The sequence below is a fragment of the Bacillus sp. EU52 genome (assembly GCF_037964975.1).
Classification (GTDB): domain Bacteria; phylum Bacillota; class Bacilli; order Bacillales; family Bacillaceae; genus Bacillus; species Bacillus subtilis.
The window spans coordinates 1,992,424-2,017,819 of the sequence record NZ_CP150177.1 but is presented as its reverse complement, the minus strand read 5'-3'; the positions used below and the strand labels follow the sequence as shown (position 1 = coordinate 2,017,819).

At 38.9% G+C, this 25,396-nt stretch carries 24 protein-coding genes and 5 pseudogenes; 18 read left to right on the top strand and 11 right to left on the bottom strand.

The genetic code is table 11. The features are described from left to right. The first annotated feature begins 570 nt into the window (after nucleotides 1-570). Nucleotides 571-3,171, top strand: coding sequence for a phosphoenolpyruvate synthase (ppsA, locus tag NSU05_RS10035; protein ID WP_038429096.1), 2,601 nt, complete (start codon nucleotides 571-573; stop codon nucleotides 3,169-3,171). 358 nt (nucleotides 3,172-3,529) lie between these two features. On the opposite strand, the gene NSU05_RS10030 is transcribed toward ppsA, so the two are convergent. Then, a complete protein-coding gene (locus tag NSU05_RS10030) occupies nucleotides 3,530-3,793 on the bottom strand; it encodes a hypothetical protein (RefSeq protein ID WP_038429095.1) in 264 nt (87 codons plus the stop codon). 69 nt (nucleotides 3,794-3,862) lie between these two features. Here NSU05_RS10030 and NSU05_RS10025 point away from each other — a divergent pair, with 69 nt between their 5' ends. The 3 genes and pseudogenes from NSU05_RS10025 to NSU05_RS10015 all read left to right on the top strand — a co-directional run. Further along, on the top strand, nucleotides 3,863-4,108 hold the full coding sequence (locus NSU05_RS10025; protein WP_250540527.1) for a hypothetical protein: 246 nt from the start codon (nucleotides 3,863-3,865) through the stop codon (nucleotides 4,106-4,108). Nucleotides 4,109-4,168: 60 nt separating this feature from the next. Further along, nucleotides 4,169-4,531, top strand: a complete 363-nt coding sequence (locus NSU05_RS10020; protein ID WP_038429094.1) for a DUF3221 domain-containing protein — start codon at nucleotides 4,169-4,171, stop codon at nucleotides 4,529-4,531. Between the two features lie 107 nt (nucleotides 4,532-4,638). Continuing rightward, nucleotides 4,639-4,728, top strand: a pseudogene (locus NSU05_RS10015) (SMI1/KNR4 family protein); the annotation flags it as partial. Nucleotides 4,729-4,990: 262 nt separating this feature from the next. Here the strand turns inward: NSU05_RS10015 and bla are convergent. Next, nucleotides 4,991-5,911, bottom strand: coding sequence for a class A beta-lactamase (gene bla / locus NSU05_RS10010; RefSeq protein ID WP_033883975.1), 921 nt, complete (start codon nucleotides 5,909-5,911; stop codon nucleotides 4,991-4,993). A 255-nt stretch (nucleotides 5,912-6,166) separates the two neighbouring features. On the opposite strand from bla, the gene NSU05_RS10005 reads away from it, so the two are divergent. Next, nucleotides 6,167-6,799 carry a type 1 glutamine amidotransferase family protein gene (locus tag NSU05_RS10005; protein WP_015251945.1) on the top strand — a complete coding sequence of 211 codons (633 nt, stop codon included), beginning with the start codon at nucleotides 6,167-6,169 and terminating at the stop codon, nucleotides 6,797-6,799. Nucleotides 6,800-7,062: 263 nt separating this feature from the next. After that, nucleotides 7,063-7,494, top strand: coding sequence for a hypothetical protein (locus tag NSU05_RS10000; RefSeq protein WP_038429093.1), 432 nt, complete (start codon nucleotides 7,063-7,065; stop codon nucleotides 7,492-7,494). A gap of 172 nt (nucleotides 7,495-7,666) precedes the next feature. Here the strand turns inward: NSU05_RS10000 and NSU05_RS09995 are convergent, their stop codons facing one another. Beyond that, entirely contained in the window at nucleotides 7,667-8,545 is an 879-nt protein-coding gene (locus NSU05_RS09995; protein ID WP_033883971.1) for a DMT family transporter, read from the bottom strand. Between the two features lie 100 nt (nucleotides 8,546-8,645). Here NSU05_RS09995 and NSU05_RS09990 point away from each other — a divergent pair, with 100 nt between their 5' ends. Beyond that, on the top strand, nucleotides 8,646-9,518 hold the full coding sequence (locus NSU05_RS09990; RefSeq protein WP_004399248.1) for a LysR family transcriptional regulator: 873 nt from the start codon (nucleotides 8,646-8,648) through the stop codon (nucleotides 9,516-9,518). A gap of 117 nt (nucleotides 9,519-9,635) precedes the next feature. On the opposite strand, the gene NSU05_RS09985 is transcribed toward NSU05_RS09990, so the two are convergent. From NSU05_RS09985 to NSU05_RS09975, 3 genes and pseudogenes are all read right to left on the bottom strand, one after another. Continuing rightward, complete coding sequence (locus NSU05_RS09985) at nucleotides 9,636-10,430, bottom strand: DUF817 domain-containing protein (RefSeq protein ID WP_038429091.1); 795 nt, start codon at nucleotides 10,428-10,430, stop codon at nucleotides 9,636-9,638. 126 nt (nucleotides 10,431-10,556) lie between these two features. Then, a pseudogene (locus NSU05_RS09980) lies at nucleotides 10,557-10,789 on the bottom strand (helix-turn-helix transcriptional regulator). Between the two features lie 9 nt (nucleotides 10,790-10,798). Next, a complete protein-coding gene (locus NSU05_RS09975; protein ID WP_015251949.1) occupies nucleotides 10,799-11,281 on the bottom strand; it encodes a DUF2975 domain-containing protein in 483 nt (160 codons plus the stop codon). A gap of 346 nt (nucleotides 11,282-11,627) precedes the next feature. Here NSU05_RS09975 and NSU05_RS09970 point away from each other — a divergent pair, with 346 nt between their 5' ends. The 4 genes and pseudogenes from NSU05_RS09970 to NSU05_RS09955 all read left to right on the top strand — a co-directional run. Further along, on the top strand, nucleotides 11,628-12,539 hold the full coding sequence (locus tag NSU05_RS09970; RefSeq protein ID WP_015714063.1) for a VanW family protein: 912 nt from the start codon (nucleotides 11,628-11,630) through the stop codon (nucleotides 12,537-12,539). A gap of 100 nt (nucleotides 12,540-12,639) precedes the next feature. Next, nucleotides 12,640-13,137 carry a hypothetical protein gene (locus NSU05_RS09965; protein ID WP_038429090.1) on the top strand — a complete coding sequence of 166 codons (498 nt, stop codon included), beginning with the start codon at nucleotides 12,640-12,642 and terminating at the stop codon, nucleotides 13,135-13,137. A gap of 23 nt (nucleotides 13,138-13,160) precedes the next feature. Further along, a pseudogene (locus tag NSU05_RS09960) lies at nucleotides 13,161-13,351 on the top strand (hypothetical protein). Beyond that, nucleotides 13,299-13,417 (top strand): annotated as a pseudogene (locus NSU05_RS09955) (hypothetical protein); the annotation flags it as partial. The pseudogenes NSU05_RS09960 and NSU05_RS09955, both read left to right, overlap by 53 nt. A 21-nt stretch (nucleotides 13,418-13,438) precedes the next feature. Here the strand turns inward: NSU05_RS09955 and NSU05_RS09950 are convergent. Further along, a pseudogene (locus NSU05_RS09950) lies at nucleotides 13,439-13,795 on the bottom strand (hypothetical protein). 313 nt (nucleotides 13,796-14,108) lie between these two features. On the opposite strand from NSU05_RS09950, the gene NSU05_RS09945 reads away from it, so the two are divergent. The 4 genes from NSU05_RS09945 to NSU05_RS09930 all read left to right on the top strand — a co-directional run bounded on the left by NSU05_RS09945 (nucleotide 14,109) and on the right by NSU05_RS09930 (nucleotide 17,357). Beyond that, a complete protein-coding gene (locus NSU05_RS09945) occupies nucleotides 14,109-14,870 on the top strand; it encodes an N-acetyltransferase (protein WP_029727219.1) in 762 nt (253 codons plus the stop codon). 170 nt (nucleotides 14,871-15,040) lie between these two features. Then, a complete protein-coding gene (locus NSU05_RS09940) occupies nucleotides 15,041-15,523 on the top strand; it encodes a DUF4944 domain-containing protein (RefSeq protein WP_029727220.1) in 483 nt (160 codons plus the stop codon). A gap of 122 nt (nucleotides 15,524-15,645) precedes the next feature. Further along, a complete protein-coding gene (gene oxdD / locus NSU05_RS09935; RefSeq protein WP_038429088.1) occupies nucleotides 15,646-16,824 on the top strand; it encodes an oxalate decarboxylase in 1,179 nt (392 codons plus the stop codon). A gap of 227 nt (nucleotides 16,825-17,051) precedes the next feature. Further along, nucleotides 17,052-17,357, top strand: coding sequence for a hypothetical protein (locus tag NSU05_RS09930; protein ID WP_038429086.1), 306 nt, complete (start codon nucleotides 17,052-17,054; stop codon nucleotides 17,355-17,357). A 332-nt stretch (nucleotides 17,358-17,689) separates the two neighbouring features. Here the strand turns inward: NSU05_RS09930 and NSU05_RS09925 are convergent, their stop codons facing one another. Both NSU05_RS09925 and NSU05_RS09920 read right to left on the bottom strand, forming a co-directional pair. After that, on the bottom strand, nucleotides 17,690-18,373 hold the full coding sequence (locus tag NSU05_RS09925) for an SOS response-associated peptidase (protein ID WP_021481408.1): 684 nt from the start codon (nucleotides 18,371-18,373) through the stop codon (nucleotides 17,690-17,692). 256 nt (nucleotides 18,374-18,629) lie between these two features. Continuing rightward, nucleotides 18,630-19,667, bottom strand: a complete 1,038-nt coding sequence (locus NSU05_RS09920; protein WP_004399365.1) for a polysaccharide lyase family 1 protein — start codon at nucleotides 19,665-19,667, stop codon at nucleotides 18,630-18,632. 171 nt (nucleotides 19,668-19,838) lie between these two features. Here NSU05_RS09920 and NSU05_RS09915 point away from each other — a divergent pair, with 171 nt between their 5' ends. Then, on the top strand, nucleotides 19,839-20,516 hold the full coding sequence (locus NSU05_RS09915) for a YoaK family protein (protein WP_038429085.1): 678 nt from the start codon (nucleotides 19,839-19,841) through the stop codon (nucleotides 20,514-20,516). 269 nt (nucleotides 20,517-20,785) lie between these two features. Continuing rightward, the gene (gene exlX / locus NSU05_RS09910) at nucleotides 20,786-21,484 is read left to right on the top strand and encodes an expansin ExlX (protein WP_038429083.1); all 699 of its coding nucleotides are present in this window, start codon (nucleotides 20,786-20,788) and stop codon (nucleotides 21,482-21,484) included. Between the two features lie 36 nt (nucleotides 21,485-21,520). Here the strand turns inward: exlX and hpaB are convergent, their stop codons facing one another. Beyond that, nucleotides 21,521-22,972, bottom strand: a complete 1,452-nt coding sequence (gene hpaB, locus NSU05_RS09905; protein ID WP_003231423.1) for a 4-hydroxyphenylacetate 3-monooxygenase, oxygenase component — start codon at nucleotides 22,970-22,972, stop codon at nucleotides 21,521-21,523. Nucleotides 22,973-23,296: 324 nt separating this feature from the next. Between hpaB and NSU05_RS09900 the strand changes: the two genes are divergently transcribed. Beyond that, nucleotides 23,297-24,982 carry a methyl-accepting chemotaxis protein gene (locus NSU05_RS09900; RefSeq protein WP_339204698.1) on the top strand — a complete coding sequence of 562 codons (1,686 nt, stop codon included), beginning with the start codon at nucleotides 23,297-23,299 and terminating at the stop codon, nucleotides 24,980-24,982. Nucleotides 24,983-25,097: 115 nt separating this feature from the next. Here NSU05_RS09900 and NSU05_RS09895 read toward each other — a convergent pair whose 3' ends face one another. After that, the gene (locus NSU05_RS09895) at nucleotides 25,098-25,391 is read right to left on the bottom strand and encodes a YozQ family protein (protein WP_014477001.1); all 294 of its coding nucleotides are present in this window, start codon (nucleotides 25,389-25,391) and stop codon (nucleotides 25,098-25,100) included. Between the last annotated feature and the right edge of the window lie 5 nt (nucleotides 25,392-25,396).

Here is a 25,396-nt window from a genome sequence, read left to right as displayed (position 1 = left end):
GTTTTCTACTAGGTGAACGGCCTTGGAATTACTGGAGGTAGGGTATTCTCCATCTGGTTTTATAACTTTTCCTATAGGTTAATAGAATGGTATTTAAATGAGAATGCTATCAATTTTTTGTAGTCAGCGCTTGCTCACAACAGACACCTTTACATAACCCTTCTTTATCAAACATAAGCCTTATTCAAAATAAAAATATCTAGTAGTTAACCAGATCCTCATAACTTTATACTAGTTAAAGGTGGGACTGTTAAGAACAAAAAGTCTAATTTATAAATGGGGACTCTACGGAACAAGACAGGTTAGTTCGAAAAGAACCCAACTTTAGGATTTCCTTAGAGGATTGTATCAGCTCGAACCAAGTTTTTTAATGCGACTAGCTATGGAAATTAAGAAAAGAACCTGGTGAAATTGCCCAGGTTCTTTTTATATTGCACAAAAACAGACACGGTGATATAATCACACTACGTGCGCTTTCTAGTTAAAAAGTTATAGATATCCATCTTATAATTTTATTATATCCTGCTAGGAAGCTCTTGTCAATATTTTTTTTTGAAGGGGAGATGTAGAATGAGTTCTTTGGTTCTCGGTTTACATGAAATTGAAAAAACACAGTTTTCGCTCGTTGGAGGAAAAGGGTTACATTTAGGGGAATTATCAAAAATTCAAGGTATACAAGTACCAGAAGGATTTTGTGTCACAACAGTAGGATATCAAAAAGCCATCGAACAAAACGAAACGTTACAAGAGTTGTTGGACCAGTTGGCGATGCTAAAAGTTGAGGACCGAGATCAGATTGGTAACATCAGCCGGAAGATTCGGCAAATCATTATGGAAGTAGACATTCCTTCCGATGTTGTGAAAGCAGTGGCTCACTATCTCTCCCAGTTTGGCGAGGAACATGCCTATGCCGTGCGTTCTAGTGCAACTGCTGAAGATTTACCACATGCTTCTTTTGCCGGTCAACAAGACACCTATTTAAATATTATCGGCGTCGATGCAATCTTGCAGCATATCAGTAAATGCTGGGCGTCCCTATTTACGGATCGCGCGGTTATTTACCGTATGCAAAATGGATTTGACCACAGCCAAGTCTATTTATCCGTTATCGTTCAAAGGATGGTTTTCCCTCAGGCTTCGGGGATTTTATTTACCGCTGATCCGATTACCTCCAACCGAAAGGTGTTATCCATCGATGCCGGTTTTGGACTTGGTGAAGCACTGGTTTCCGGATTGGTGTCTGCCGATTGTTATAAAGTACAGGATGGGCAAATCATCGATAGGAGAATAGCAACTAAAAAATTGGCTATCTACGGACGAAAAGAAGGCGGAACAGAAACACAGCAGATCGATTCTGATCAGCAAAAGGCTCAAACACTGACTGATGAACAAATTTTACAGCTGGCACGCATTGGAAGACAGATCGAAGCTCATTTCGGCCAGCCGCAAGATATCGAATGGTGTTTGGCCCGCGATACTTTTTATATTGTACAGAGTCGTCCAATCACTACTTTATTCCCCATCCCTGAAGCGAGTGACCAAGAAAATCACGTCTATATTTCTGTAGGTCATCAACAAATGATGACGGATCCCATAAAACCACTGGGATTGTCTTTTTTTCTGTTGACGACTGCTGCACCCATGCGTAAAGCCGGTGGAAGGCTATTTGTTGATGTCACACATCATCTGGCATCCCCTGACAGCAGAGAAGTTTTCTTAAAAGGCATGGGGCAGCACGATCAGCTCTTAAAAGACGCACTTATGACCATAATAATGCGACGAGATTTCATAAAGTCGATACCAAATGATAAAACAGCACCAAATCCCAGCAGAGGCAATGCAGATATGCCGGCTCAAGTTGAAAACGATCCGACAATTGTGTCTGATTTGATTGAGAGCAGTCAAACATCGATAGAAGAGTTAAAACAAAACATCCAAACGAAATCAGGATCAGATTTATTTGGTTTTATTCTGGAAGATATCCAGGAATTAAAGAAGATTTTATTTAACCCAGAAAGTTCGGTTGTGATTCGAACTGCTATGAATGCTTCATTATGGATTAACGAAAAAATGAACGAGTGGTTAGGTGAAAAAAACGCAGCAGATACGCTTTCTCAATCTGTACCCCATAATATTACTTCAGAAATGGGTCTTGCGCTATTAGACGTCGCAGATGTGATTCGTCCTTATCCAGAGGTAATTGATTACTTACAACATGTAAAAGATGATAATTTTTTGGATGAACTGGCTAAGTTTGATGGCGGAAGCAAAACCCGAGACGCGATCTATGATTATCTCAGCAAATACGGAATGCGATGTACCGGAGAAATTGATATTACAAGAACTCGATGGAGCGAAAAACCAACTACACTTATCCCAATGATTCTTAATAATATCAATAACAGTGGGCCAAATTCCAGCCATCGGAAATTTGAGCAAGGGCGACAGGAAGCTTTGAAGAAAGAGCAAGAGTTATTAGATCGATTGAAGCAATTACCGGATGGTGAACAAAAAGCCAAAGAAACAAAACGAATGATAGATATCATCCGAAATTTCAGCGGGTTTAGGGAATATCCAAAATATGGCATGGTTAATCGATACTTCGTTTATAAGCAGGCTTTACTGAAAGAAGCCGAACAACTCATAGAAGCGGGCGTTATTCATGAAAAAGAAGATATATACTATCTCACTTTTGAAGAATTTCACGAAGTCGTACGCACACATAAACTGGATTATCAAATCATCAGCGCACGAAAAGCCGAGTACACATTATATGAAAAACTATCTCCACCACGTGTTATCACGTCTGATGGTGAAATCGTTACAGGTGAGTATAAACGAGAAAATCTCCCAGCCGGAGCGATTGTAGGTCTACCTGTTTCCTCCGGAGTGATAGAGGGGCGAGCGCGTGTCATTTTAAACATGGAAGATGCTGATTTAGAAGATGGAGATATATTAGTTACCTCCTTTACCGATCCAAGCTGGACACCATTGTTTGTATCCATAAAAGGCCTAGTCACCGAAGTTGGGGGACTGATGACCCATGGAGCTGTTATAGCCCGTGAATATGGCTTACCTGCAGTTGTTGGCGTTGAAAATGCTGTCAAGCTGATAAAAGATGGGCAACGAATTCGCGTTCATGGTACAGAAGGTTACATTGAAATCTTATAATGTCTGATGTGTGTAGAGAGCTATCAGATATTCCGCCATCAGCCCTAACTAGAAGTTGGGAGGCTGCATTTGTACCGAATGATTAAGTTCCCGTTGAACTAACGAAGATCGATAGCACATTAAGAAAAGCTGGAACCTCTTGGAGGAGATCTGGCTTTTCTATATAAAATTGGCGTAGTGTGCAAAAGCCGCATTTTGCGGGCGGCGCTTCTTTAAAGTGAATTTTTTATTACCAGCATTTAAAACCAAACTTTAGATTTTGTTCGTGTCAAAGAGAACTGGAGAATTTGATAGGGGACCACATAGAAAGAAATACCTAAAACAAGAGAAAAAGGAGCTAAAAAGCTCCTTTATAAATTTAAACAACTTTTGTATAAATAGCCGTGTAAAACCCGATTGAGTAATCAAAATAATGACGTGTAAGCGTATAAGTATAACCGTTGTATTCTATTGTTGGCTGGAAGTCCATTGGCAGAGGACTAATGCGGTATATAGTGTCATAATCATATTCACCACTTTTTACTGCAACCTCAGACGAAGTGCCAGCAGCCAATGCGGGAACCGCGGATATGAGCATGCCAAAGGATAAAGCAGAACTCAATAAGATTTTCCTAATCTTCAATTACATCAACTCCATTTACAATTTATACATATATTATGTTGTAATTGGAAGTTATTTTGGAAGTGAATAATGGATCATAAAAAAGTAAAAATCTCGATTTTAATGGAAGTTGCGATAGTAAACGACAGTAAGGATAAGTATATTTATGCTGGAATCCAGAAAGAAGCGGCCTTCAATAATATATTTGAAAGCGCAAAAATGAGTAAGCGGATAATATCGAGGGCTACCACATGCAAATATTTGAGAAAGAATAAGAAGAAGGTTGAGGAATTGGAGAATGAGTATGCTGCTGTTATGAATTGCAAAAAGAAGTAGATGGGTTGGGTGATATCCTGTTGTTTATTTTAAAGATGAGTTTAAAGAGGAGGAAGAAAGATGCCTAAAATCGGAGTAAGCTTGATAGTGCTCATTATGCTCATTATTTTCCTTGCAGGCTGCAATAAAAATGAACAAAACGGAGACGAAACAAAGATGCAGAGCCTAGTAGGCTATGTCGTGCTTAAAGACAATGAAAGGGCAATTCTCATTACCGATACAAAAGCTCCAGTAAAAGAAGATTACGATCTTTCTGAAGGACAACTTATGAACAAGTTTAAAAATAACATAGTAATTGTAGGATTAAGTGAGATTGATAACACAGATGATCTCAAAAGAGGTGAAAAAATAAAAGTGTGGTTCCATACACTAAAAGAGTCAAATCCACCAAGTGCAACGATACAAAAATATGAATTATTATAAAAAAAATTGTTGAATTCTCATATAGATAACCTCTGAGACAACAAATGTTGTTCTATTGCATTGAAACTGCCAGTGACCAATATCAAGTTCAGTTATGTTAATTCAAGTGGTTTGATATGTTAGTGTCTTCGAACGAGACGAAATATTGGGAAGAGAGTCCGAATATCAATGAGTATTACAAATTGGTCACAGAATAAGAGACTTAAGAGAGTTGTCTGCATTGTATGTTTACTTGAAGGAGAAGAAAACGGATTTTAGGGTGCTTAGTCTTAATTCTTGTCAGGTCAAACTTTACTTGTTCCATAAAATGAAAACTTGCCGTTAATTATAATAACGTTTAATTTTGTGGCGTTTAAATATATGATTCTAGAGGTCTTATGAAAGAACCGTTCATCAAAAAATGAACGGTAGGAGTTAAAAAAGTAATGTCTTTTCCTTTGTGGCAAAAGGCTAAACATATTATTTGAGATCGTTAAGGACGATTTTTGCAGCCTCAGCGATAAGAGCATTATCATAATTAGCATCTTTCGTAAAGCGGTTTGACAGAATTGCCAAAACAATAGGAGCTCTGTTAGGCGGCCAAACGATAGCAATGTCGTTACGTGTCCCGTAGCTTCCGGCTCCAGATTTATCGCCGACTTCCCATCCTATTGGAGCGCCTGCCCGAATCAGTTCGTCACCAGTAGCATTGCCTCGCATCCAATCGGTTAAGATCGTGCGTTTGTCAGTCGTGAGAGTGTTATCTAAAGTGAAAGCTTTAAGATCGGTTGCCAGTGCTTTTGCGGTGCTGGTGTCACGAATATCACCAGGAATCGCAGAGTTTAGATCCGTCTCGAATCGTTTAGCTTTCGTTACATGATCCCCAATCTGTTTCAGTGACTTTTCAAAACCTTTAGGGCCGCCAAGCTGTTGCAGCAAGATGTTCCCAGCGGTATTATCGCTGTAACGGATAGCCGCTTCCGAGATTTCTTTTAGGCTCATGCCTGTATCTAGGTGTTTCTCTGTGATTGGAGAATATGTAACAAGATCGTCCTTGCTGTAGTGGATGACTTCATTAAGTTTTTCAATTGAGTTTTTCTTCAGGACAGCAGCTGCGGCTAGAACTTTATAGGTTGATGCGTAAGCAAATCGCTCATTCGGCCGATAGGCGATTGTCTTGTTTGAACCTGTATCAATTGCATAAACACCAAGCCTGGCATCAAATTTTTTCTCAAGTTGAACAAATTTTTTATTCGTTATACAGCTTGCCATGTTTGTGTCTTCTATGGATTTTGCTTCGGCATGCGTTGAGCTGTAAAAAGGTGTGAAACCAGTAATGCTTAAACATAAAAGCCCAACACATATTCCGAATTTTATTGACGCTTTATTTTTCAACTTCATCAAGCCTCCTCATTCAAATGATTTTGTATTACCTTTGAAATGTTTCCCATGACAGTTAGTGTAACAAACCCCTTTGCGCTAGTAAACATAGAATCAATTGATCTTATATTTTTAATAAGTTGGGAGAACAAGGGCAATTGCCCACCTACATGGTATTATATAAGAATAGGCAAATCAGAATACATATGCTGACAATGGCTGTCAGCAAAGTCATCTATTAGAAAGCTTTATCAATTGTGATTGGAGTGTTATTGGATGCAAACGAGAAAAGTTTATCTCTACGTATTTCACACAATGTCAGACTGGGAATATGGATATTTAATTGCGGAACTAAACTCAGGGAGATACTTTAAACAAGATGCAGCATCTTTAAAAGTAGTTACAGTAGGGGTTAATAAAGAAATGATAACTACGTTGGGAGGATTAAGCATAAAACCAGATATTTCTCTTGATGAGTGTACTCTTGAGAGTCAAGATCTTATCATTTTACCCGGAGGAAACACTTGGGGAGAAGATATTCATCAGCCGATCTTGAAAAAAGTTGGCGACGCTTTAAAGCTCGGCACGACTATTGCTGCAATTTGTGGGGCAACCTTAGGCCTCGCGAATGAAGGATACTTAAATTCGAGAAAGCACACAAGCAATGACCTAGACTATATGAATATGGTCTGCCCTAATTACAAAGGAGAAACATTATATGAAAAGGGGCCTGCAGTATCTGATGAAAATTTGGTTACTGCATCAGGAATTGCTCCTCTGGAATTTGCGGTAGAAGTATTGAAAAAATTAGATGTATTTGCACCAGATACATTGCGTTCATGGTATAAGCTATATAAGACTCAAAAGCCTGAATACTTTTTTGAGCTAATGAATACAATAAATCGATAGAAAACACTTTAGCAGTTTTTTGTAGTGCTCCTGAACTTATGGGAGCATTTTTTATATGTGTCTAGGAGCTATATAAAGAAATGCAGAAACTTTTAAAAAGAATATAGATTGGTAGGCCTTATTTCGAATAGAGTTTGATTTGGGTTAAAACTGTTCTTATTAAGGCTCATTTCATGGTGCTATAGATTCATTTGGAGAAGACTGTCTTGATCAGAAAAGACCCTTCCAATATATTGAAGTAAAAGATATCGGGAGGAACTCTTTTGAAAAAGATGATGATGTTAGCTTTTACATTTCTTTTGGCTTTGACTATCCATGTAGGGGAAGCTTCGGCCGTTATCGTGAAAGATGAGGAGAAAGTGAGTTTTACAATGACAGAGAATGAAAAATGGTTTATGAAGTCTGATGACCTAAATTCAAACCATTGGACATCTCACTTTGGGTACAGATTCACCATTTTCGATACTGAAGGATGTACAATTAACGCAAGAATCATGCGAATGACTTTGTCAGGATATGAAATAACCGTTAGTGAAAAAAACTTCTCGGGGGATCATTTTGATTTTAGTGCAACTGATCGAGTTGAGACGATGCCTTATAAGACTCATTATTTGATTTTGACAAAAGATCCAGATTGCGGAGATGTTAAAGTAAAAGGTCTATACGGTTTTCAGTTTGATCAGCCAGAATGGTAATAAAAAAGTATCTGGATTCTCACCAGCCTAAACGCCAGCCAAGCTAATGTCTACATGCAGACATTAGCTTTTTTCATTGTTTAATAGGCTGTCGTCACGATTCTAGAAGACTATCTCGTAATAGTCGTCTCCTGTCACATGAAGCCCAAATGACAGGGGAAATGTATATCATTCACACTTTCCGTCGTGAAAATGTAAATGTATTCATAAAAATCCCGCAACATATCAGCAGTGCGCCGAGGATAATATTGATGGTGATCTGTTCGTGCAATTGCAGCCATCCAAAGAATAGGGCCAATACGGGAACAAACATTAATGCCATGGATGCTTTTGACGCTTGGATTTGATTGAGCACCCAAAACCATACGACAAAGGTAAAGCCGGTGGAAAGCAAGCCATTAAACAGCAATGACCACACCGCTTGATATGTCCACTCGGCTGAAGGGACCGGCTCAAATATAAAGGAAAACACCAATAACATGACGGCTCCCATCATAAGGTGCCAGGCATTCATGTGAATAATATCGATATGCTTGAATTGTAGCTTGCTGAACACATTCGCGATTCCCCAGCTAAGCGCTGCTGCAAGGACGCACAGCTCCCCAAATAAAGCGCTTTGATCGATATTGAGCATTTCCTTTCCAAATATAAATAACAGTCCGAAGAGGCCGCAGACCAGTCCCAGCGTTTTATACACATTCATGTTCTCGTTTAATGTAAAATGGCTGATCACCGTAACAAATATAGGCATTGTATATACCAAAACAGAGGTTTTCCCTGAATCGACAAACTGCATTCCATACGTCAAGATCCCCATATAGCCCAGCCCCATCAACAGGCTCATGATGATATAGCTTTTAAGATGTTCTTTTTTAATTGAAAGCTTTTTTCTTTGGATGAAGAGAATGAGAAATAAAGGAACCGCTCCGATGAACAGGCGCAAACCCGAAAATAAAAGCGGGGGGATGTCATGAATTCCTACTTTCATCGCAACCCAAGTATAACCCCAAATAAGTGTGACAGATATGATTCCCAGCATAACTTTTACCATAATGAAGCCGCCTTTCTTGTTTAAATATCGTGCTGGTTTCTATCATATGTTACATTTATGTATAACTGAAATACATTTTTATTATTGGGGGTATAACCAAATGGTTATGAATATGAACCATCTTCACATATTTGTAAAAGTCGGGGAGAAATTGAATATTACAGAAGCGGCAAAAGAATTGTTCATCTCTCAGCCGGCGGTAAGTAAAGCGATAAAAAACCTAGAGAGCTCACTGCAGCTCAAATTATTGATCAGGGATAAACATCATGGTTTAATGCTGACGGACATCGGAAAAGAAATTTTGCTGCTGGCGAGGCAAATGAAGGGAATTGAAAGCAAAATATATCAAGTAGCCAACCGGGAAAACAAGCTGTTAAACGGGAAGGTGAAAATTGGTTCATTTCCTGCAGTTTCAACAAATATCATGCCACAGGCGATTGCTGCATTCAGATCAAACTACCCGCTGATCCGCATAGAATTGATCGAAGGAACCTCTGACCAAATAAAAGGATGGGTTGAAGATCGGACGGTTGATATCGGGATCGCAGCATCTCCATTTGAACCGTTTGAAAATCAGCTATTGTGTAACGACTATATGGTGGCCGTCATCCCGCCGCAGCGTGACGAATTAAAACTTGAAAAGCATGTCGACCTTGAAACATATCAAGATGACCTCATTTTTTGTAAAGGCGGTCATGAAATCGCGATGTCAAACGCATTTTCGCAATACAACATCGAATTAAAGGAAAACTTAACTGTGCAAAATGCCGAAACCTTGATTAATATGGTCAAAAATAACTTGGGTATCGGCATCATTTCAAACTTTACACTTTCATCCGTCCCGCATCAGTTGATTAAAAAGGACATCTTTCCTAGGGTCACACGCGATATTGGCGTCATCGCACATTCATTTGAAGAGATAACGCCGGCGGCGCATGAGTTTGTCAAAGTGTTGAAAGCAGTTGTAATCTGAATCAGTTATCGTGTTGCGATGAAATTTGAAGAAGATGAATACTCACCGGCAGAGTTACATAAAAGAAAAAAGCAACCATTTGAACGTTGCTTTTCACTCTATTTGGGACCTAGAATGCTAAGAAAAAGATTCATCCATCTCTGCCTTTGTGGGACTCTGCTCCTTAACTTGTTTTAATGATGCTACTATAAGAAAGCTAACAATCACTAGCAAGAGCCATGAACTTACCTTTCCGAGGTGTACGAGACTCCATGTATCGATTTGGTTTGGATATTTCCAAGCTCCAAAAAACGTAGCGATATTTTCCGCTATCCATATAAAAAATCCGATGAGTACAAAAGAAAGTGCGAGCGGCATACGGTAACTAGCTCCATTCACCTCGTATGTAACCCATGTTTGCCAAAAGACAATGATGACAAGCCCAGATAGCCACCATCGAATGTCTATAGAAAAATGGTGGGTGAAAAAATTCAAATAAATCGCTGCGGCAAGCGGAACAACTGCAAAAAAAGGCGGCCACTTAACCAGTTCAACATTAAGCCTTCTCCATGCCTGGCACAAATAACTGGCTACACTTGCGTACATAAAGCCGCTATACAAAGGTACTCCAAATATTTTGGAGTATCCTTCTTCTGGATAAGACCAGGAGCCCATATGGACTTTAAAAAGTTCCAGAGCAAGCCCAATAAGGTGGAATAATGTGATCACTTTTAATTCATCCCGTGTCTCAAGACCGGAACGCACCATCCACAATTGCATGAGAACGCAGATAATGAGCAGCCAGTCATATCGCGGCAAGAAGGGCAGTGGGATGATTTGCGTAATAGCCAAAGAGGCAAAAATAACGGCAGGAAACAAACATGAAAGGGCTTGTTCCCAGCCAAAATGAACGATTTGTTTTATTGCTCTCATGATGTATGCCTCCTCCATAGTTGTGTTCTTCGTGTATGGAAGGGACGCTTAGTATAGCAGCTAGATGGATATAAGTTTATGTCCATAAGCTCACCGCCAATCACTTTATTTTTCTGTTGATCTTACCTATTTTTTTACGAATCCTGTGTGTCTTCATCACTTCGGTATTCCAATATATCCCCGGGCTGACATTCTAAAGCCTTGCAAATCGCTTCTAAAGTTGATAATCGAATAGCCTTTGCTTTTCCGTTTTTCAATATCGAAAGATTAGCCATGGTGATGCCAACTCTCTCTGAAAGCTCTGTTACGCTCATTTTCCTCTTAGCAAGCATCACATCAATGTTGATAATAATCGCCATGTCATCACCTCAGACCGTTAAGTCATTTTCTGATTTTATATCAATCGCTTCTTTTAACAGTTTTTGAAGAACAGCAGCAAAGACCGCAATCACCATTGAAGCAAAAATAATAACCAATCCGATCACAATGATACCCGGGGCGTCGTCTATCTCGGCCATCAGATAAAAGACAGGCATGCCTGCTGCGTAAAAGATACTGATAGTGACTGCGCAATATTTTATATTCTTCAAAGCTCTTACAGACAAACCCGAGAAAGCTTTGTTTTTGTCAATATAGCTTAAAAGTTTGAACGCTTGATAAAGAGCAAAGTAAAAAGGTATCGCCGTTACATACAAATAGATGAAAACGAGATATTTTATATAAGCGATATTTGGAAATAATTCTGCTGAATAGTTGGCTATCTTAGGCACTAAAAAAATGCATAAAGCAAGAATTGGAATTCCAATAAGAACCAAAGCTATCTTTAAAAAAATTGTCGACATTCGATTCATAACAAGCACCTCATTTATTTGTTGTCTAATTGAATGTAACAAAAAATTTATCGTTTCTCAATAAAAAAATATTGAAATTGATTGATTTTTTGTTGTTATAGGAGACCCTTTTCATTTTTGACAAGACAAAAAAGCATCCCTCATCACTGAGAGATGCTGAACTACTTCAAACTTGCCGACTGAATGAACCATGTGCCTCAGTGAGCTCAGGGATCGGTGTGAACATAAAGCTAAGCTCTTTTATGAAGGTTTTTATCAACGTCTAAAGATTCAAACAAACGATGGGAAGAAATACATCAAAGGATAAGCGGCTGTTCATACTAATGATCGGGAGGTAAACCGACTTATGATACAAATTTTGATCACTGGTCTTTTTTTATTGGCTCAGCCGAGTGAGCCGCAGGACAGTTTAACGGTCACACAGCAAGGACGGACGATTGCCACTGTTAACCGTGAAGACTTTACAATGCCTCTTCCCGGCACTCCAATGGTTGACTATGAAAAATACAGTAAATTCATCAAACAGCTTGATCAGAAAGTGTACCGTGAGCCGATAAATGCTGTCCTTAACGATCATGGAAGCATCGTCCCGGGCAGGGTTGGCTACAAACTGTATCAACAGGCGTTTATGGAAAAGTTTTATGCGTATTTTTATGGGCAAGGTCCCTCCAAGATAGAAGTGCCGGAAATGAACATTTATCCGAAAGTTGACAGCGAGCTGCTAGCTCACATCAGTACGCAGCAGCTTGGTCAGTACGTGACGTATTTTAACTCAAGCAATAAAAGCCGTTCACACAATATTTCTCTTTCTGCAAAAGCAATCGACAATCACGTTGTTTTCCCTAATGAGACGTTTTCGTTTAACCAAGTTGTGGGAATGAGAACTCGGAACAAAGGATATAAAAGTGCACCCATTATTGTAAAAGGGGAGTTGTCTGAAGGTGTAGGAGGAGGAATTTGTCAGGTGTCCTCAACTCTATTTAATGCAGTCGATCGTGCAGGACTGCAGATCGTTCAGCGCTATTCTCATACTAGAAGTGTACCATATGTACCGCCCGGACGGGATGCGACGGTAAGCTGGGGAGGTCCTGACTTTCGCTTTCAAAACCAATATAACCAACCAATCTTAATTCGGGCAAAAAGGTATGGGGGAAGTATGATTATTACGCTATACTCTTCTGATGTGATTAACAGCAAATTAAGAAAAATCCCCAAAGCTCCATCTCGGATACCGAAAGAAATAAATGCAGAGCAGTAAAGACAAAATCTCAGGTAAGGTTTTTGTTAAGAGAGCTTGTGGATTGCTCAAAATCAATTCTTTAAGGAGCGGCCAGTGAAAGGAAGGAGGGATAAATGAAGTGAAAAGGGTATTATTTTCTGTAATTGTTTTTACAGCAGTTGGATTTACGTTTTGCCAAGCAAAAGCGCATGCCCTGACTTTTACGGTGTTGCCTATTACACAAAAAACAGACCAGTGGTCAGTAAAAGTAAGTGAAGCAAAAAATGCAAAGGAATTTGCGAGACCTCAAAAAGGAGAATATCAAGTATATTCCTTGGAAGTCAAAAATATAGGGGAAAAAGCAGCTACAGTGGATGTGCAATTGTATAGAAATGACCCTAATTCAATCACAAGGTTTTCGCTTTTTGGATGTCCCGATGAAAATTGTGTCAAACCAAAAGAAGATTCTAAAATGTTAGCTGAAAGTTTAAATGATGGCTCACCGCTGAAGTTCAATCATTTTATGCTGGCAGATAAGGCCTCTGAATTAGAGGTTGTTATAATTTGGACACAGAAGGGGCAAGAAGGACGCAATTTAAAACAGACCTTTAAATTCACTGAAGCTGGCGTTAATTAGACAGTAAAGATGGAATGGCTTTGGTGATTCGATCTCTTACTTTGCCTGAGGAAAAAACGAAAATAATTGTTGGAAAACCAATCATAGCTGAGTTAAATGTTAAAGTGACTGTGATTTATGACTATAGAGAAGAACCAGAGGCCTTTTGGATACATTATCCGATGGGAGTGAAATGTTTGTTGATGATCACAAAGTCTTTATTGAATACGAATAGAGACTTTGTGTGACTGATTGCGCATTTCAACTTAACATTTTACTGATAATGTAAGTGACACCTAAATAAGTGCAATCCGTTTCATCATTAAAAACCGCTAATTTCAAAATTTTCTATGTCAAGATTTAGTTTTTTCAATTGTTTCAACAAAACTTCAAATTTTAAGCAATTGCCATTTTTTAACTCTTATGGAATATCTTCCGGATGAGCAATTACCATCCCGCTCTCAATCCATTGTTTGCGATACAATTGAAATGCAGCCTCAACTAAATGATCAGGAGTTACAATAAAACCTAACCTCACATCATGATCCTCACTGTAGCCAAATTCAAAACCGCAACATGGACAAATGTCAAACGTTTTTTGGTACTCGCCTTTATACAAAGGATTTTGAATTAATCCTTTGTATCCGCAAATTAAACAAGAATAACATTTTTCCACCAAGTTTAATTCCCCTTTTATCACTTATTTACTATTGCTGTCCCGTAACAAATATTACTTCAAATATAAACTTCGTGTACTGTATTTATAGCATAAGCAGTGCATCTAATCCTCAAAGATGAACACACTTTGGATTTGAAATGGGTGATATAGGAATCAAGATAATATCTGAATAGAAGAAGGGTTTTTCAGTTAATTGGCAAAATGGAAAAGAAAAAGTATTTAAGTTGGAACGGGTATTTATTCTATTAGGCATGTAAAGTGTGCCAGCGAAAGTTGAATTCCATGAAATTATGTTAAAGGGGGAAAAGAGGAGATGTGCTACATTGAAATCACAAAGGACAATATTGAAGACAATCATATTTGCTGTGCATTAGGCGCGAAACAATATGAGCATGCAGTTAATGAAAAGAAGAGATGGCTCAAAGCTCGAATGGATGAAGGATTGGTGTTCTATCGCTTACATGAACGGGCAAAAGTCTTTATTGAATACCTACCTGCGAATGAGGCATGGGTGCCTGTCAATGCGCCTAATTTTATGTACATTAATTGTCTGTGGGTGTCTGGCAGATATAAAAATAACGGTCATGCGAAACGATTGTTGGACAAATGTATAGCAGATGCGAAAGCGTGCGGCATGGATGGCATTATCCATATCGCAGGCAAGAAAAAACTGCCCTATTTAAGTGATAAGCATTTCTTTGAGCATATGGGGTTTACTCTACAAGATGAAGCTGCCCCTTATTTTCAATTAATGGCTTTGACTTGGAATGGCCTTGCAGCTTCTCCTGCATTTAAGAGCCAGGTGAAAAGTGATTCTATCAATGAAAAGGGGATTACGATATACTATACAGCTCAGTGTCCGTTTGCAGTGGGCATGATAAATGATTTGCGGGAATTGACTGAAAAGAAAGGGGTTCAATTTCAGTCAATTCAGTTATCATCGAAAGAAGAGGCACAAAAGTCACCAGCTATTTGGACAACTTTTAGCGTTTTTTTTGATGGGAGATTTGTGACTCACGAGATCATGAGTATAAATAAATTTGAAAAGTTACTTAATAAACTCTTGTTAGCTTGATTTTTAAAAATAAAAAGCCCAGTTTAAAACAAAATTGTATGTAAGGCGTGATATACGTTTAAATTTTGTCTCTGAAAGAGCTTTAATTTAAATTCGAAGTTTTTAATTTTCTTTTCAGTAACATTTTGATCATATTTTCCTACTAACGAGTTAGGAAAGTGGGGAAAAACATGAGAAAAAAGAACAATGTTAAGAAATGGCTATTGATCATTGCTGGATTCTTGATCATCTGCATCACCACATTATTTGTAATGGTGTCAGGAAACAAAGTGAAATATGAGGGCAGCGGGAAAAGCGGACTGTGGATGTCTAACCTTGAAAAATCAGACAAAACTTCAATTGGACCTAATTATTTTCTAAATCTATATTGGCAGGGGAGTAAGAAGGACGAAAAGAGGACTGTCATAGAAAAAATCACCTTATACATAGATGGTAAAATGTATGATGACAGGGAAAATTATGATTTGTCAGAATACACAGGTGATGAAATGCCGGGTGGGGGACGCATGGAGGACCATATTTCCACCTTTGATTATATGCCTGAAGATGAAGTGATAGGTCATGATGTATTAGTAAAAGTGGAGTGGAGGACAGGCCAGAAAAAACAGACAGAAGCAATCAAATTACATAAGAAGCCATGGTATAAAAAATAGTTTATTTGATGTATTTGTGATCACATTGGTGGTCACTTTTTTATTTGCGGATTCCTAGGCACAGCAATCTAAGATTCTGCATAGGCTGAAATAAAATCTTGTTCATTTCTAAAACGAGGTGCATGCTGTTGGAACAACAACCAATCAATCATGAAGACAGAAACGTGCCGCAGCCTATTCGAAGTGATGGAGCTGGAGCTATTGATACAGGCCCGCGAAATATAATACGGGATATTCAAAATCCGAATATATTTGTTCCGCCTGTTACAGATGAGGGTATGATTCCTAACTTGAGATTTTCATTCTCAGACGCTCCCATGAAATTAGATCACGGCGGCTGGTCAAGAGAAATCACCGTAAGACAGCTTCCGATTTCGACTGCGATTGCAGGTGTAAACATGAGCTTAACTGCGGGAGGCGTCCGCGAGCTTCATTGGCATAAGCAAGCGGAGTGGGCTTATATGCTTTTGGGACGGGCACGTATCACCGCTGTTGACCAAGACGGACGAAATTTCATTGCTGATGTTGGTCCCGGCGACCTTTGGTACTTCCCGGCAGGAATTCCGCATTCCATACAGGGATTGGAACACTGCGAGTTTCTGCTCGTTTTCGATGATGGGAACTTTTCTGAGTTTTCAACGTTAACCATTTCAGATTGGCTTGCACACACACCAAAAGATGTTCTGTCTGCAAATTTCGGTGTCCCGGAGAATGCTTTCAACTCTCTTCCGTCTGAGCAAGTCTATATCTACCAAGGGAATGTGCCGGGATCAGTCGCCAGTGAAGACATTCAGTCACCATATGGAAAAGTCCCCATGACCTTTAAACACGAGCTGTTAAATCAACCCCCAATTCAAATGCCAGGGGGGAGTGTACGAATTGTGGATTCTTCTAACTTCCCAATTTCAAAAACGATAGCCGCTGCACTTGTTCAGATTGAGCCTGGCGCGATGAGAGAGCTTCATTGGCATCCCAATAGCGATGAGTGGCAATATTATCTAACAGGACAGGGACGAATGACGGTATTTATCGGAAATGGGACTGCCCGCACATTTGATTATAGAGCAGGCGACGTTGGATACGTGCCTTCTAATGCCGGACACTATATACAAAACACTGGTACAGAAACATTATGGTTTTTAGAAATGTTCAAAAGTAACCGCTATGCAGATGTGTCACTCAATCAGTGGATGGCATTGACGCCTAAAGAATTAGTACAAAGCAACTTGAATGCTGGATCAGTCATGCTTGATTCTCTGCGCAAGAAGAAAGTGCCTGTTGTGAAATATCTCGGTACGTAAAGACGTAACAGATCACACAGCTGCCCTTCATATCTTTTTAAAGTAGATAGAGCTGAATTTTGGCCTGTGTTTTATTAAATCCCTATATATACGTTATGTAGGGTTTTTCTGCTTGAATCGTATTGTAATGAGCTTTAAAATGTTAATGTGGAAATGATAACCATTCGATAATGGGAATTCAATGGCCGATTTCTACCAGTTTGATTGGCTTTAAAGGAGGAGAAGAAATGAAAGCACTCATATTTTTATCCAGTTTGACTGCCATTGGGAGCTCTATATTGGGGCGATGTTTAGGGATGCTGGATGATTCTTATGCTGTTGGCGATGCTTGGTTTATAGGTGTTTTAGCTGGATTGATTTCACTTCTAATATTGATTGACAGTCAAACGATGACAAAGAATTACATAGTAAGTTTAAGTACGATACTAGGCATTCTTGGAGTGGGATTTATATATTTTCCAGCTGCATTCATCAACATATTATTAAGTATTACACTGGATAAACAAAAGAAAGAAGACCTTCATGTAAGATGAAAGAAATTTCATTTAATTCTTAGGATGGAAAGTGTATGGATTTACCTCTATGGGCTTATATCATATTTGCAATCACAGGTGCGGCAGGTTTCATAAGTTTAATGTGGTTCAGTTTTTTTGCTGACAAAATAGAAAGGTGAAGCGACTTTATAAAAATGTAAACTATTTTATATGAAAGGGATAACATTGCTTATTTAAGTTTACATAATAAAATTATTTCGAACTGATATCGAAAACTAATTGATCTATGTACTAAATATTCATAATTACTAGAGGGATTGGCACCTAAGGAACAAAGCTATTGACAAGTTCTTGCTAGAGAATTTCAATCACTACATATGATTTTCTGCATCAAGAAGCTCAGCTGAATTATTTTTAGGTGAATTTACTAATGATGAAACCTGGTATGCTTCCATGTCATCAGCATCATAAGGCAGCAGCAAACTTTGCAGATAATCAGGGCTTGTATTTTGGGGGTTAAGCCACTCCTTTTCATGATCATGGGCCAATATAACCGGCATTCGGTCGTGTATATCTTTCATGAACTCATTAGGCTCAGTTGTTATGATGGTGCAGGTATAAAGAGGGTATCCTTGATGTGTGCTCCACTTTTCATATAAGCCAGCAAACGCAAAAAGAGCAGATGATTTCAATTTGATCCGCATTGGGATTTTGGTTTTGGAATCAAGCCGTTTCCATTCATAAAAACTGTCTGCTGGTATGATGCAGCGTTTGCTGACAAGCGGTCTTCGAAAGGCCGGTTTCTCGGTAATGGTTTCGGCTCGAGCATTAATCATTTTATAACCGATCTTTTCATCTTTTGCCCAAGGTGGAATAAGTCCCCATCTAAGCTTGCCTAAGCGATTATTTGATCCATCATTGATGATTGCAAGGATGTTTTGTGATGGTGCGACATTATAGCTTGGCTGGTATTCACCTTTAGGAAAAAATTGATCGATGTCAAACTGGTCAATAATATCATCAAATGCAGAGTACAAAGTAAACCTGCCGCACATATCCATCATCCTATTTAGGGGTTTTTGAATAGTTTGTGGGACGAACGTTCATTTAATACAGGTTCAGAACAGCGATTTCTTTTTACTTGCGATAAACTGGTATAATAAGAAAGCCATTTAAGAAGTTATGTAGAAAAAAACATATGCTTTTTAGTTTGACCGACGCTGGATCTTGATGGAGTTACAAGGATCGCTTAAAAATAGCCTATAAGTATAAAAAGAGGCACAGCGTTTTTAACGCAGGGCCTCTTTTATATCAGTAGCCAAATACCAGAGTTGTACTTTGTGATCCGGCATATTTCGTGACAAATTCTTTTGTATATTCCGGCGTTTGGACACGATAGCTATAGTTTGACCCGGGATTCCAAGAAGTCAGCGGAGAGGTTTGCTTGTTGAGTGATGGATAGCTGCCTATGTCTTTGAAATAACCAGTGCCCTTGTCGTCAAGGATGCCGCCTTTTTCACTGCCTTTCCCAAAGTAATTATATTCGGAATATATTTTTGCTTTTGTAGCAATTGTAATCGCCTGGTTAAAATTATTGCTGTAATTGTTTTTAACATGAAAGTAACCGTATCTCATCAGACCTGGGCCTCTAACATACAAGTTCTCAAAATAATTATTGGCGATTGTCATGTGGGGGTAGCCGTCATATTGATGCTGAGAATCATCCGGGTATCCTAAAATCAAACCGTATTTATGATTCGCAAATTTTGAGTTGCTGATCGTGATATAATCTGCGGATTTTCCGATATACACGAGTTTGTCCAAATCGCTTCCGCTTGCATTATAGCTATGACCTGAGAATGTGACGTGATCAATCCAATAGTTCATACCGGAATCTAAATAAAGCTGGATATCATTATTTCCGTTAATCTGCGGACTGTGTTCAAACGTTAAATTTTGAAAAATGACATTTCCAGAAGCTGATGAAGTTGTTAAATAAATATTTTTCAGCGTTTTTTTCGCGTAAGAGCCCACGAGTGTTTTATTTGAGCCAATGGTAACTGTTGTTTTCGCAGATGCGGAAAGATCATTTTGAAGCACTAAAATTTTCGGAGTGGATCCTCCTAGATGGGTTTTTAAATCATTTACGCTTTGAATGTAAACAATCTGCCCGTTTTTTCCACCCGTTGTGCCCGTTTTAGAGATGCCTTTTTCATTTTTGGCATTTCCGGCAAAACCTAAAAGGCCATTTGTTGAGGTATTCGGAAAATCGACTGCACCTAATGCTTTTCCAGGCAAGAGAACCAAAAACAAGCTAAAGACGGTGAACCATAAACAAAGTCGTTTCATCACAATATGCCTCCTTTCAATTTTAATCATTTCCTTGCGGGGATTATTATTACAGTTAATGGAAAGGAATGATAGGTTCTATCTTCCTAATTAATGTTGGGTTACTTAAAAAATAGAGATTGCGCCAAAAGACATACTAACAATTGAAATAGAAGAAAGGATTGATACCCGTTGACTGCAGCAGCTTATCGAAACACCTTGCTATCACTTTTATGTTTAACAGCTGGAATCGTGGATGTAATCGGGTATTTAAGCCTGGGACATGTGTTCACAGCTAATATGACTGGAAACATTGTATTATTGGGGTTAGCTATCGGCAAATCCATTCAGGTCACTGTTTTTAATTCCTTGACTGCGCTAATCGGATTTATATGCGGCGTGATCATTGCTACATTGATGGTCGGAAAGGCGGAAAATACCCTTTGGCCTTCTGCTGTGACAAAAGCCCTCGCACTTGAAGCATTCATTTTGTTTGTCTTTGCTTGTCTTTCTTTTTATCGGGCATTTGTTCCTGTGCACATTCTGATTATACTCATGAGCATTTCTATGGGGATTCAAACTACAGCAGCAAAAAAACTGGGGATCGCAGGTATTTCTTCAACTGTGTTGACCGGCACTTTGGCTTCTCTTTTAGAGGATATATCCGGCCGTTTGTTTTTTAAGAAGCAAAAGAAGACTTTCTTAAGAGATACTGTGTTAAGAGCACTGGCTATTATTTTGTATTGTGTGGGGGCTATTATTGTTGCTCTGGCTGAGCCTGATTTTTATCACTTCATTATTTGGGTTCCGATTGTGCTGATATTTGGCATTATGATGACAGCTAAGTTGAAACTGAGCCGGGAAAAATAGCTTTTCCTGTATAGCTGTTATCAGGCCAACAGCCTGTTTCATTTCGTTATTGAAATGCGAATTTTGAGAGGGGAAAATAAGACATTCGGCTGAAGTGCACATTCGTTCATTTGTATTGGCTTTTTCATAAGTACCTACATTTGATATATGAATGATAGTGAATTTGCCTTAAAATCATCTATGAATCTATTTCCTCTTTCAAACCAGATGGATTGAGTCTTATAATGATAATGATTCTCATTTGAAGTCTGGTTTGAGGAGGACCAAATATGAAAAAGATCATGAGTGCATTTGTTGGTATGGTTTTGTTGACGATCTTCTGTTTTTCCCCGCAAGCTTCGGCAGCATATGACAACCTGCATGAAGGTTATGCAACGTATACAGGGTCAGGTTATTCAGGAGGAGCTTTCCTGCTGGATCCCATTCCTTCCGATATGGAGATTACTGCAATAAATCCGGCGGATCTCAATTACGGAGGAGTAAAAGCAGCACTTGCCGGCTCTTATTTGGAAGTTGAAGGGCCAAAAGGGAAAACAACCGTATATGTTACTGATCTTTATCCCGAAGGCGCTCGGGGAGCTCTTGATCTGTCACCTAATGCCTTCCGTAAAATCGGCAATATGAAAGACGGAAAAATCAATATTAAATGGCGTGTTGTCAAAGCTCCAATCACCGGCAATTTCACGTACCGGATCAAAGAAGGCAGCAGCAGGTGGTGGGCAGCAATCCAAGTCAGAAATCACAAGTATCCTGTTATGAAAATGGAATATGAAAAGGATGGTAAGTGGATCAACATGGAGAAAATGGACTATAACCATTTTGTGAGTACGAATTTAGGGACAGGTTCTCTCAAGGTCAGAATGACTGACATCCGCGGAAAAGTTGTGAAAGACACCATTCCAAAGCTGCCTGAAAGCGGAACGTCCAAAGCCTATACAGTACCGGGCCATGTTCAGTTTCCTGAATAAAAAATACGAAACAGCGGATCTTTTCCCGCTGTTTTTTCAATGTTCTGTATCTGCATGTAAAAATGTTTTAATCATGTTCAACTGCTCCTGCTTTGGATAACTGGTATACAGCCTGCTTGAAATCCGAATAGGATCTCCGAAAAAATATCTTTCGTAGTGAGTTTGTCTAGTTCCGAATGAACTCATTGTTAAATCCCATGCCAAACGGAAAATTTTCACACGTTCTTCAGCATTTGTATTGGTTGCTTGAAGATATTGGTCAAGATCTTCCCGTATCTCTGAGTCAAATGCATTTTCGGTAGGCAGTGTCACCATTCCGCTAGCTCCAATTAATTGTATGATTTCAGTAAATCGAGGATATAGCTTAGGAATTATCGTACTGATGACTTGAAGAGGAATTAAACAGGGGCGCATATAGCCGAATTCATCTAACTGAGCATCATTTTCCGATTTGTCAATGAGGGCTTTGATTGTTTCCAATCCCACAATGATTTCTGAGAGCTTTTCTTGGATGTGCTGATATTCGGAAACATTAATGGTGTCGACAAGAAGCTGTGCAACACCTAATAGAAATTCAATTTTTATCATTTGCCTAATGACAACCTGGTGAAAGGTAAAGGCATGAAAAGAGCTTTTTGTCATAAAATCTTTAGCTGCTTCCACATTATCGTAAAAAAACACACGATTCCACGGCACTAACACATGATCAAAAACCACAATTGAATCCATTTCTTCATACCTTGAGCTTAAGGGATGATTAAAGGAAGAGTCGCTTAATACAAATGATTCTCTTGTGATGAATTTTACGCCTTTTGTATTAGAAGGGATTGAAAAAGCATAAGCTTCATCTGTTTCAAAGAAAAATTTAGGCGCTGAAAAAACCAAGATTTCATCGGTCAACCCGCCTTGTGTTGCAAGCAGACGTGCGCCATGAATCATTAAACCTTTTTCGGTTCTATCAATGACTTTAGCAGATATCGGTTTTTCACTTAGCCCAAAATAGGACTGTGACCGGTTCACTTGCGGAGTAATGAATGTATGGGTAAAGGAAAGGTCATGCTTAGCAGCTTGTTCATACATATCTAGTATATGTTCAGGAAAGCAATTCTCTTTATCTTTTAGAAGCTCCGCTGACGAAGCAAAGCTCATCATAACCGTATTCATGTAATCCGGACTTCTCCCCATCATTCCATGAGTATGTCTAGCCCAATGTTCAATCATGGTCCTTCTTTTTTTCAAATCATTTTTGGTTTTAGGCTGGAGATAGGAAAGGCCGATTCGATTATGATCTCCAGGAAGGCAATAAGTCATTTCATGTATTAACTCATCCTTTGTTTGCAATTCATAAAGTGAGCTTTTTGTTTTGATTATTCCTTTAAATGCAGGATGCTCAGAAATGTTACCCTTTATTTTTTCGCCATCATACCATATTTCGTTTTCTAGTTTATTCAATCGGTCAATGAATTCTTTACCATTGATGATCCCCATTTAAGTTTCGCTCCTTCATATTATGCTGCGTATTGTATTATATTTTCGAGAAAACAGCCGGTTCAGCCAATTTGAGGTGGGAAAAGCCTTTTTTAGAAAAATGAATAAGAGTGACTTACATACCGCAAAAGACTGCAAATTTTACTTAAGGTTTTTCTGTAAGTTCAGAGACGTAAAGAATTTGCTTATTCATATAAGAATATCACTATAAAACTTGATAACACGTGTCGATATTATGGACATGAGCGTAAGCGAATTGGATTCAAACGCGCTTGAACATATTTTATTTCAGCCATTACATTGTGCGGAAAGGGAAAACGACACATGAAAGTGAAAACAAAATTGCTGGGGATTATATCAATATTAGTTGTTTCAATTATTGGAATTGGAGGCTCCTCAGTATTTATGATTTCTTCTACTGTGAAAAAGAATGAAGAACTTAAAGACAAAATGGAATTCCAAAAAGAGATAAAACACATCCAATATGAATTGACCGGGTTATCAAATGATGAAAGAGGCTTCTTGATTACCGGAGACAAAGAATACGACGAGGGTATGAAGGAAAAAGCAGACGATGTCTTAAAGAGCCTTGACCGGGTTAATGACTTGATTGATGAAGAGAAGTATCAATCCAATATTGAAGACATTAAGACAAGTTTTACTCAGTATAGAGCTTTGAATCAGCAAGTAGTAACAGCCTACTCTTCAAATCCTAAAAAAGCAGAAACCATCCATTTTGGAGAAGAAAGAACAATAAGAAAAGAAGGCGTAGATCCGGCTGTCAATAAGCTGTCTGATCACCTGGATCAAGAGGTGGAGGATCTAAAAGATGAAATACGAGGCAATGGGAAAATGAGTCAATGGCTCATCATCATTGTCACCGGGATATCAGTTATATTAGGCGTTGTTTTAAGCATAATGCTGTTAAAGTCCATAATGGTGCCCCTAAGAAGCATAAATAAGCAGCTGGAGGAAATTGCACACGGCGACGCTGATTTAACCAAAAAAGTCATTGTGAAAAATAAAGATGAATTTGGCCAGCTTGCCCAATCTTTTAATTCTTTTACTCATTCATTAACTCAAATTGTGAAGCAGATCAGCAGCTCATCTGAACAAGTCGCCGCTTCCTCTGAAGAATTATCGGCAAGCGCGGAAGAATCGAAATCAACATTTGAACATATTTCACGAGCCATGCAGATGGCTGCCGACAGCAATGTGAAGCAAAGCTCGATGACAGAAAAGAGCGCAGAATCCATCACTGAATTATTAGACAGTATATCATCAGTCGCTTCAAATACAGGGAACATAGCGGATCTTTCTTCTTCGATGAGAGACAAGGCTGAAATAGGCTCTAAGTCCGTCAACAAGATGTTAGACCAGATGAAATTCATTGATAAATCTGTAGATTCAGCCGGCAATGGATTGCAAACATTGGTAGCGAGCACAGCAGAAATCAGCGATATCTCTTCGCTTATCACGACGATTTCAGAGCAGACAAATTTGTTGGCACTAAATGCAGCGATCGAGGCGGCCAGAGCCGGAGAGCAAGGAAAAGGATTTGCTGTGGTGGCAGAAGAAGTTCGGAAGTTGGCGGATGAAACAAATAAATCTGCAAACCACATCCAATCGGTGGTAGCGACCATCCAAAATGAATCGATAGAAACGGTAAATAATATTAAGGTTGTTCAAGAAAATGTGAGCTCAGGTATTGTTCTTTCTCATGAGGCAACAGGAAATTTCAATGAAATACTGAACCTTGTGGAACAGGTCACTTCTCAAATACAAGAAGTCGCAGCGGCAACTCAACAGCTTACATCAGGCGTTGAAGTGATTCAGCACACAGTTCATACATTGGCCGCTGGAACAAAAGAAACGTCTGCAAATACAGAAGCGGTTGCAAATTCATCACAGGAACAGCTTCATTCAATGGGGGAAATCTCCTATGCCGCAGAATCTCTATCTCAGTTGGCAGAAGAACTTCAAACCGTCATTAATCGTTTTAAATATTAAACAGGCTACTTACGTGCAACCCCCATCTTATTCGGTGGGGGTTGGCTACTTTTACTGTGGTTGTTTCTAAAAACAGAGTTAACTGACTTCTTTTAAGTTAGTTCCGTTTGTATGGCTAGTCCAAATTTTGATCGATTGTCCCTTCAAAATAGTCATCGCTGACCTGTTCATGAGTTTCAGCCAATCCTTTTTCTAATTGCGTGCTTCCTTTATAATCTGAGGGCTCAAAGTATTTCCCGGCAACATCTGTTGTGTCATTTTTGTTTTCTTTGTTATGAGTTTGTGTTTCAGTGTTTACACTTTCTGTCTCAGTATTGCTGCTTATAGATTGCTGAAAATCATATTCCTTGTCTAATGAAGAAAATCTTTTATAATCATCAGGTCTGTCTGCACCGTTTTTTTGAGTCACTTTAC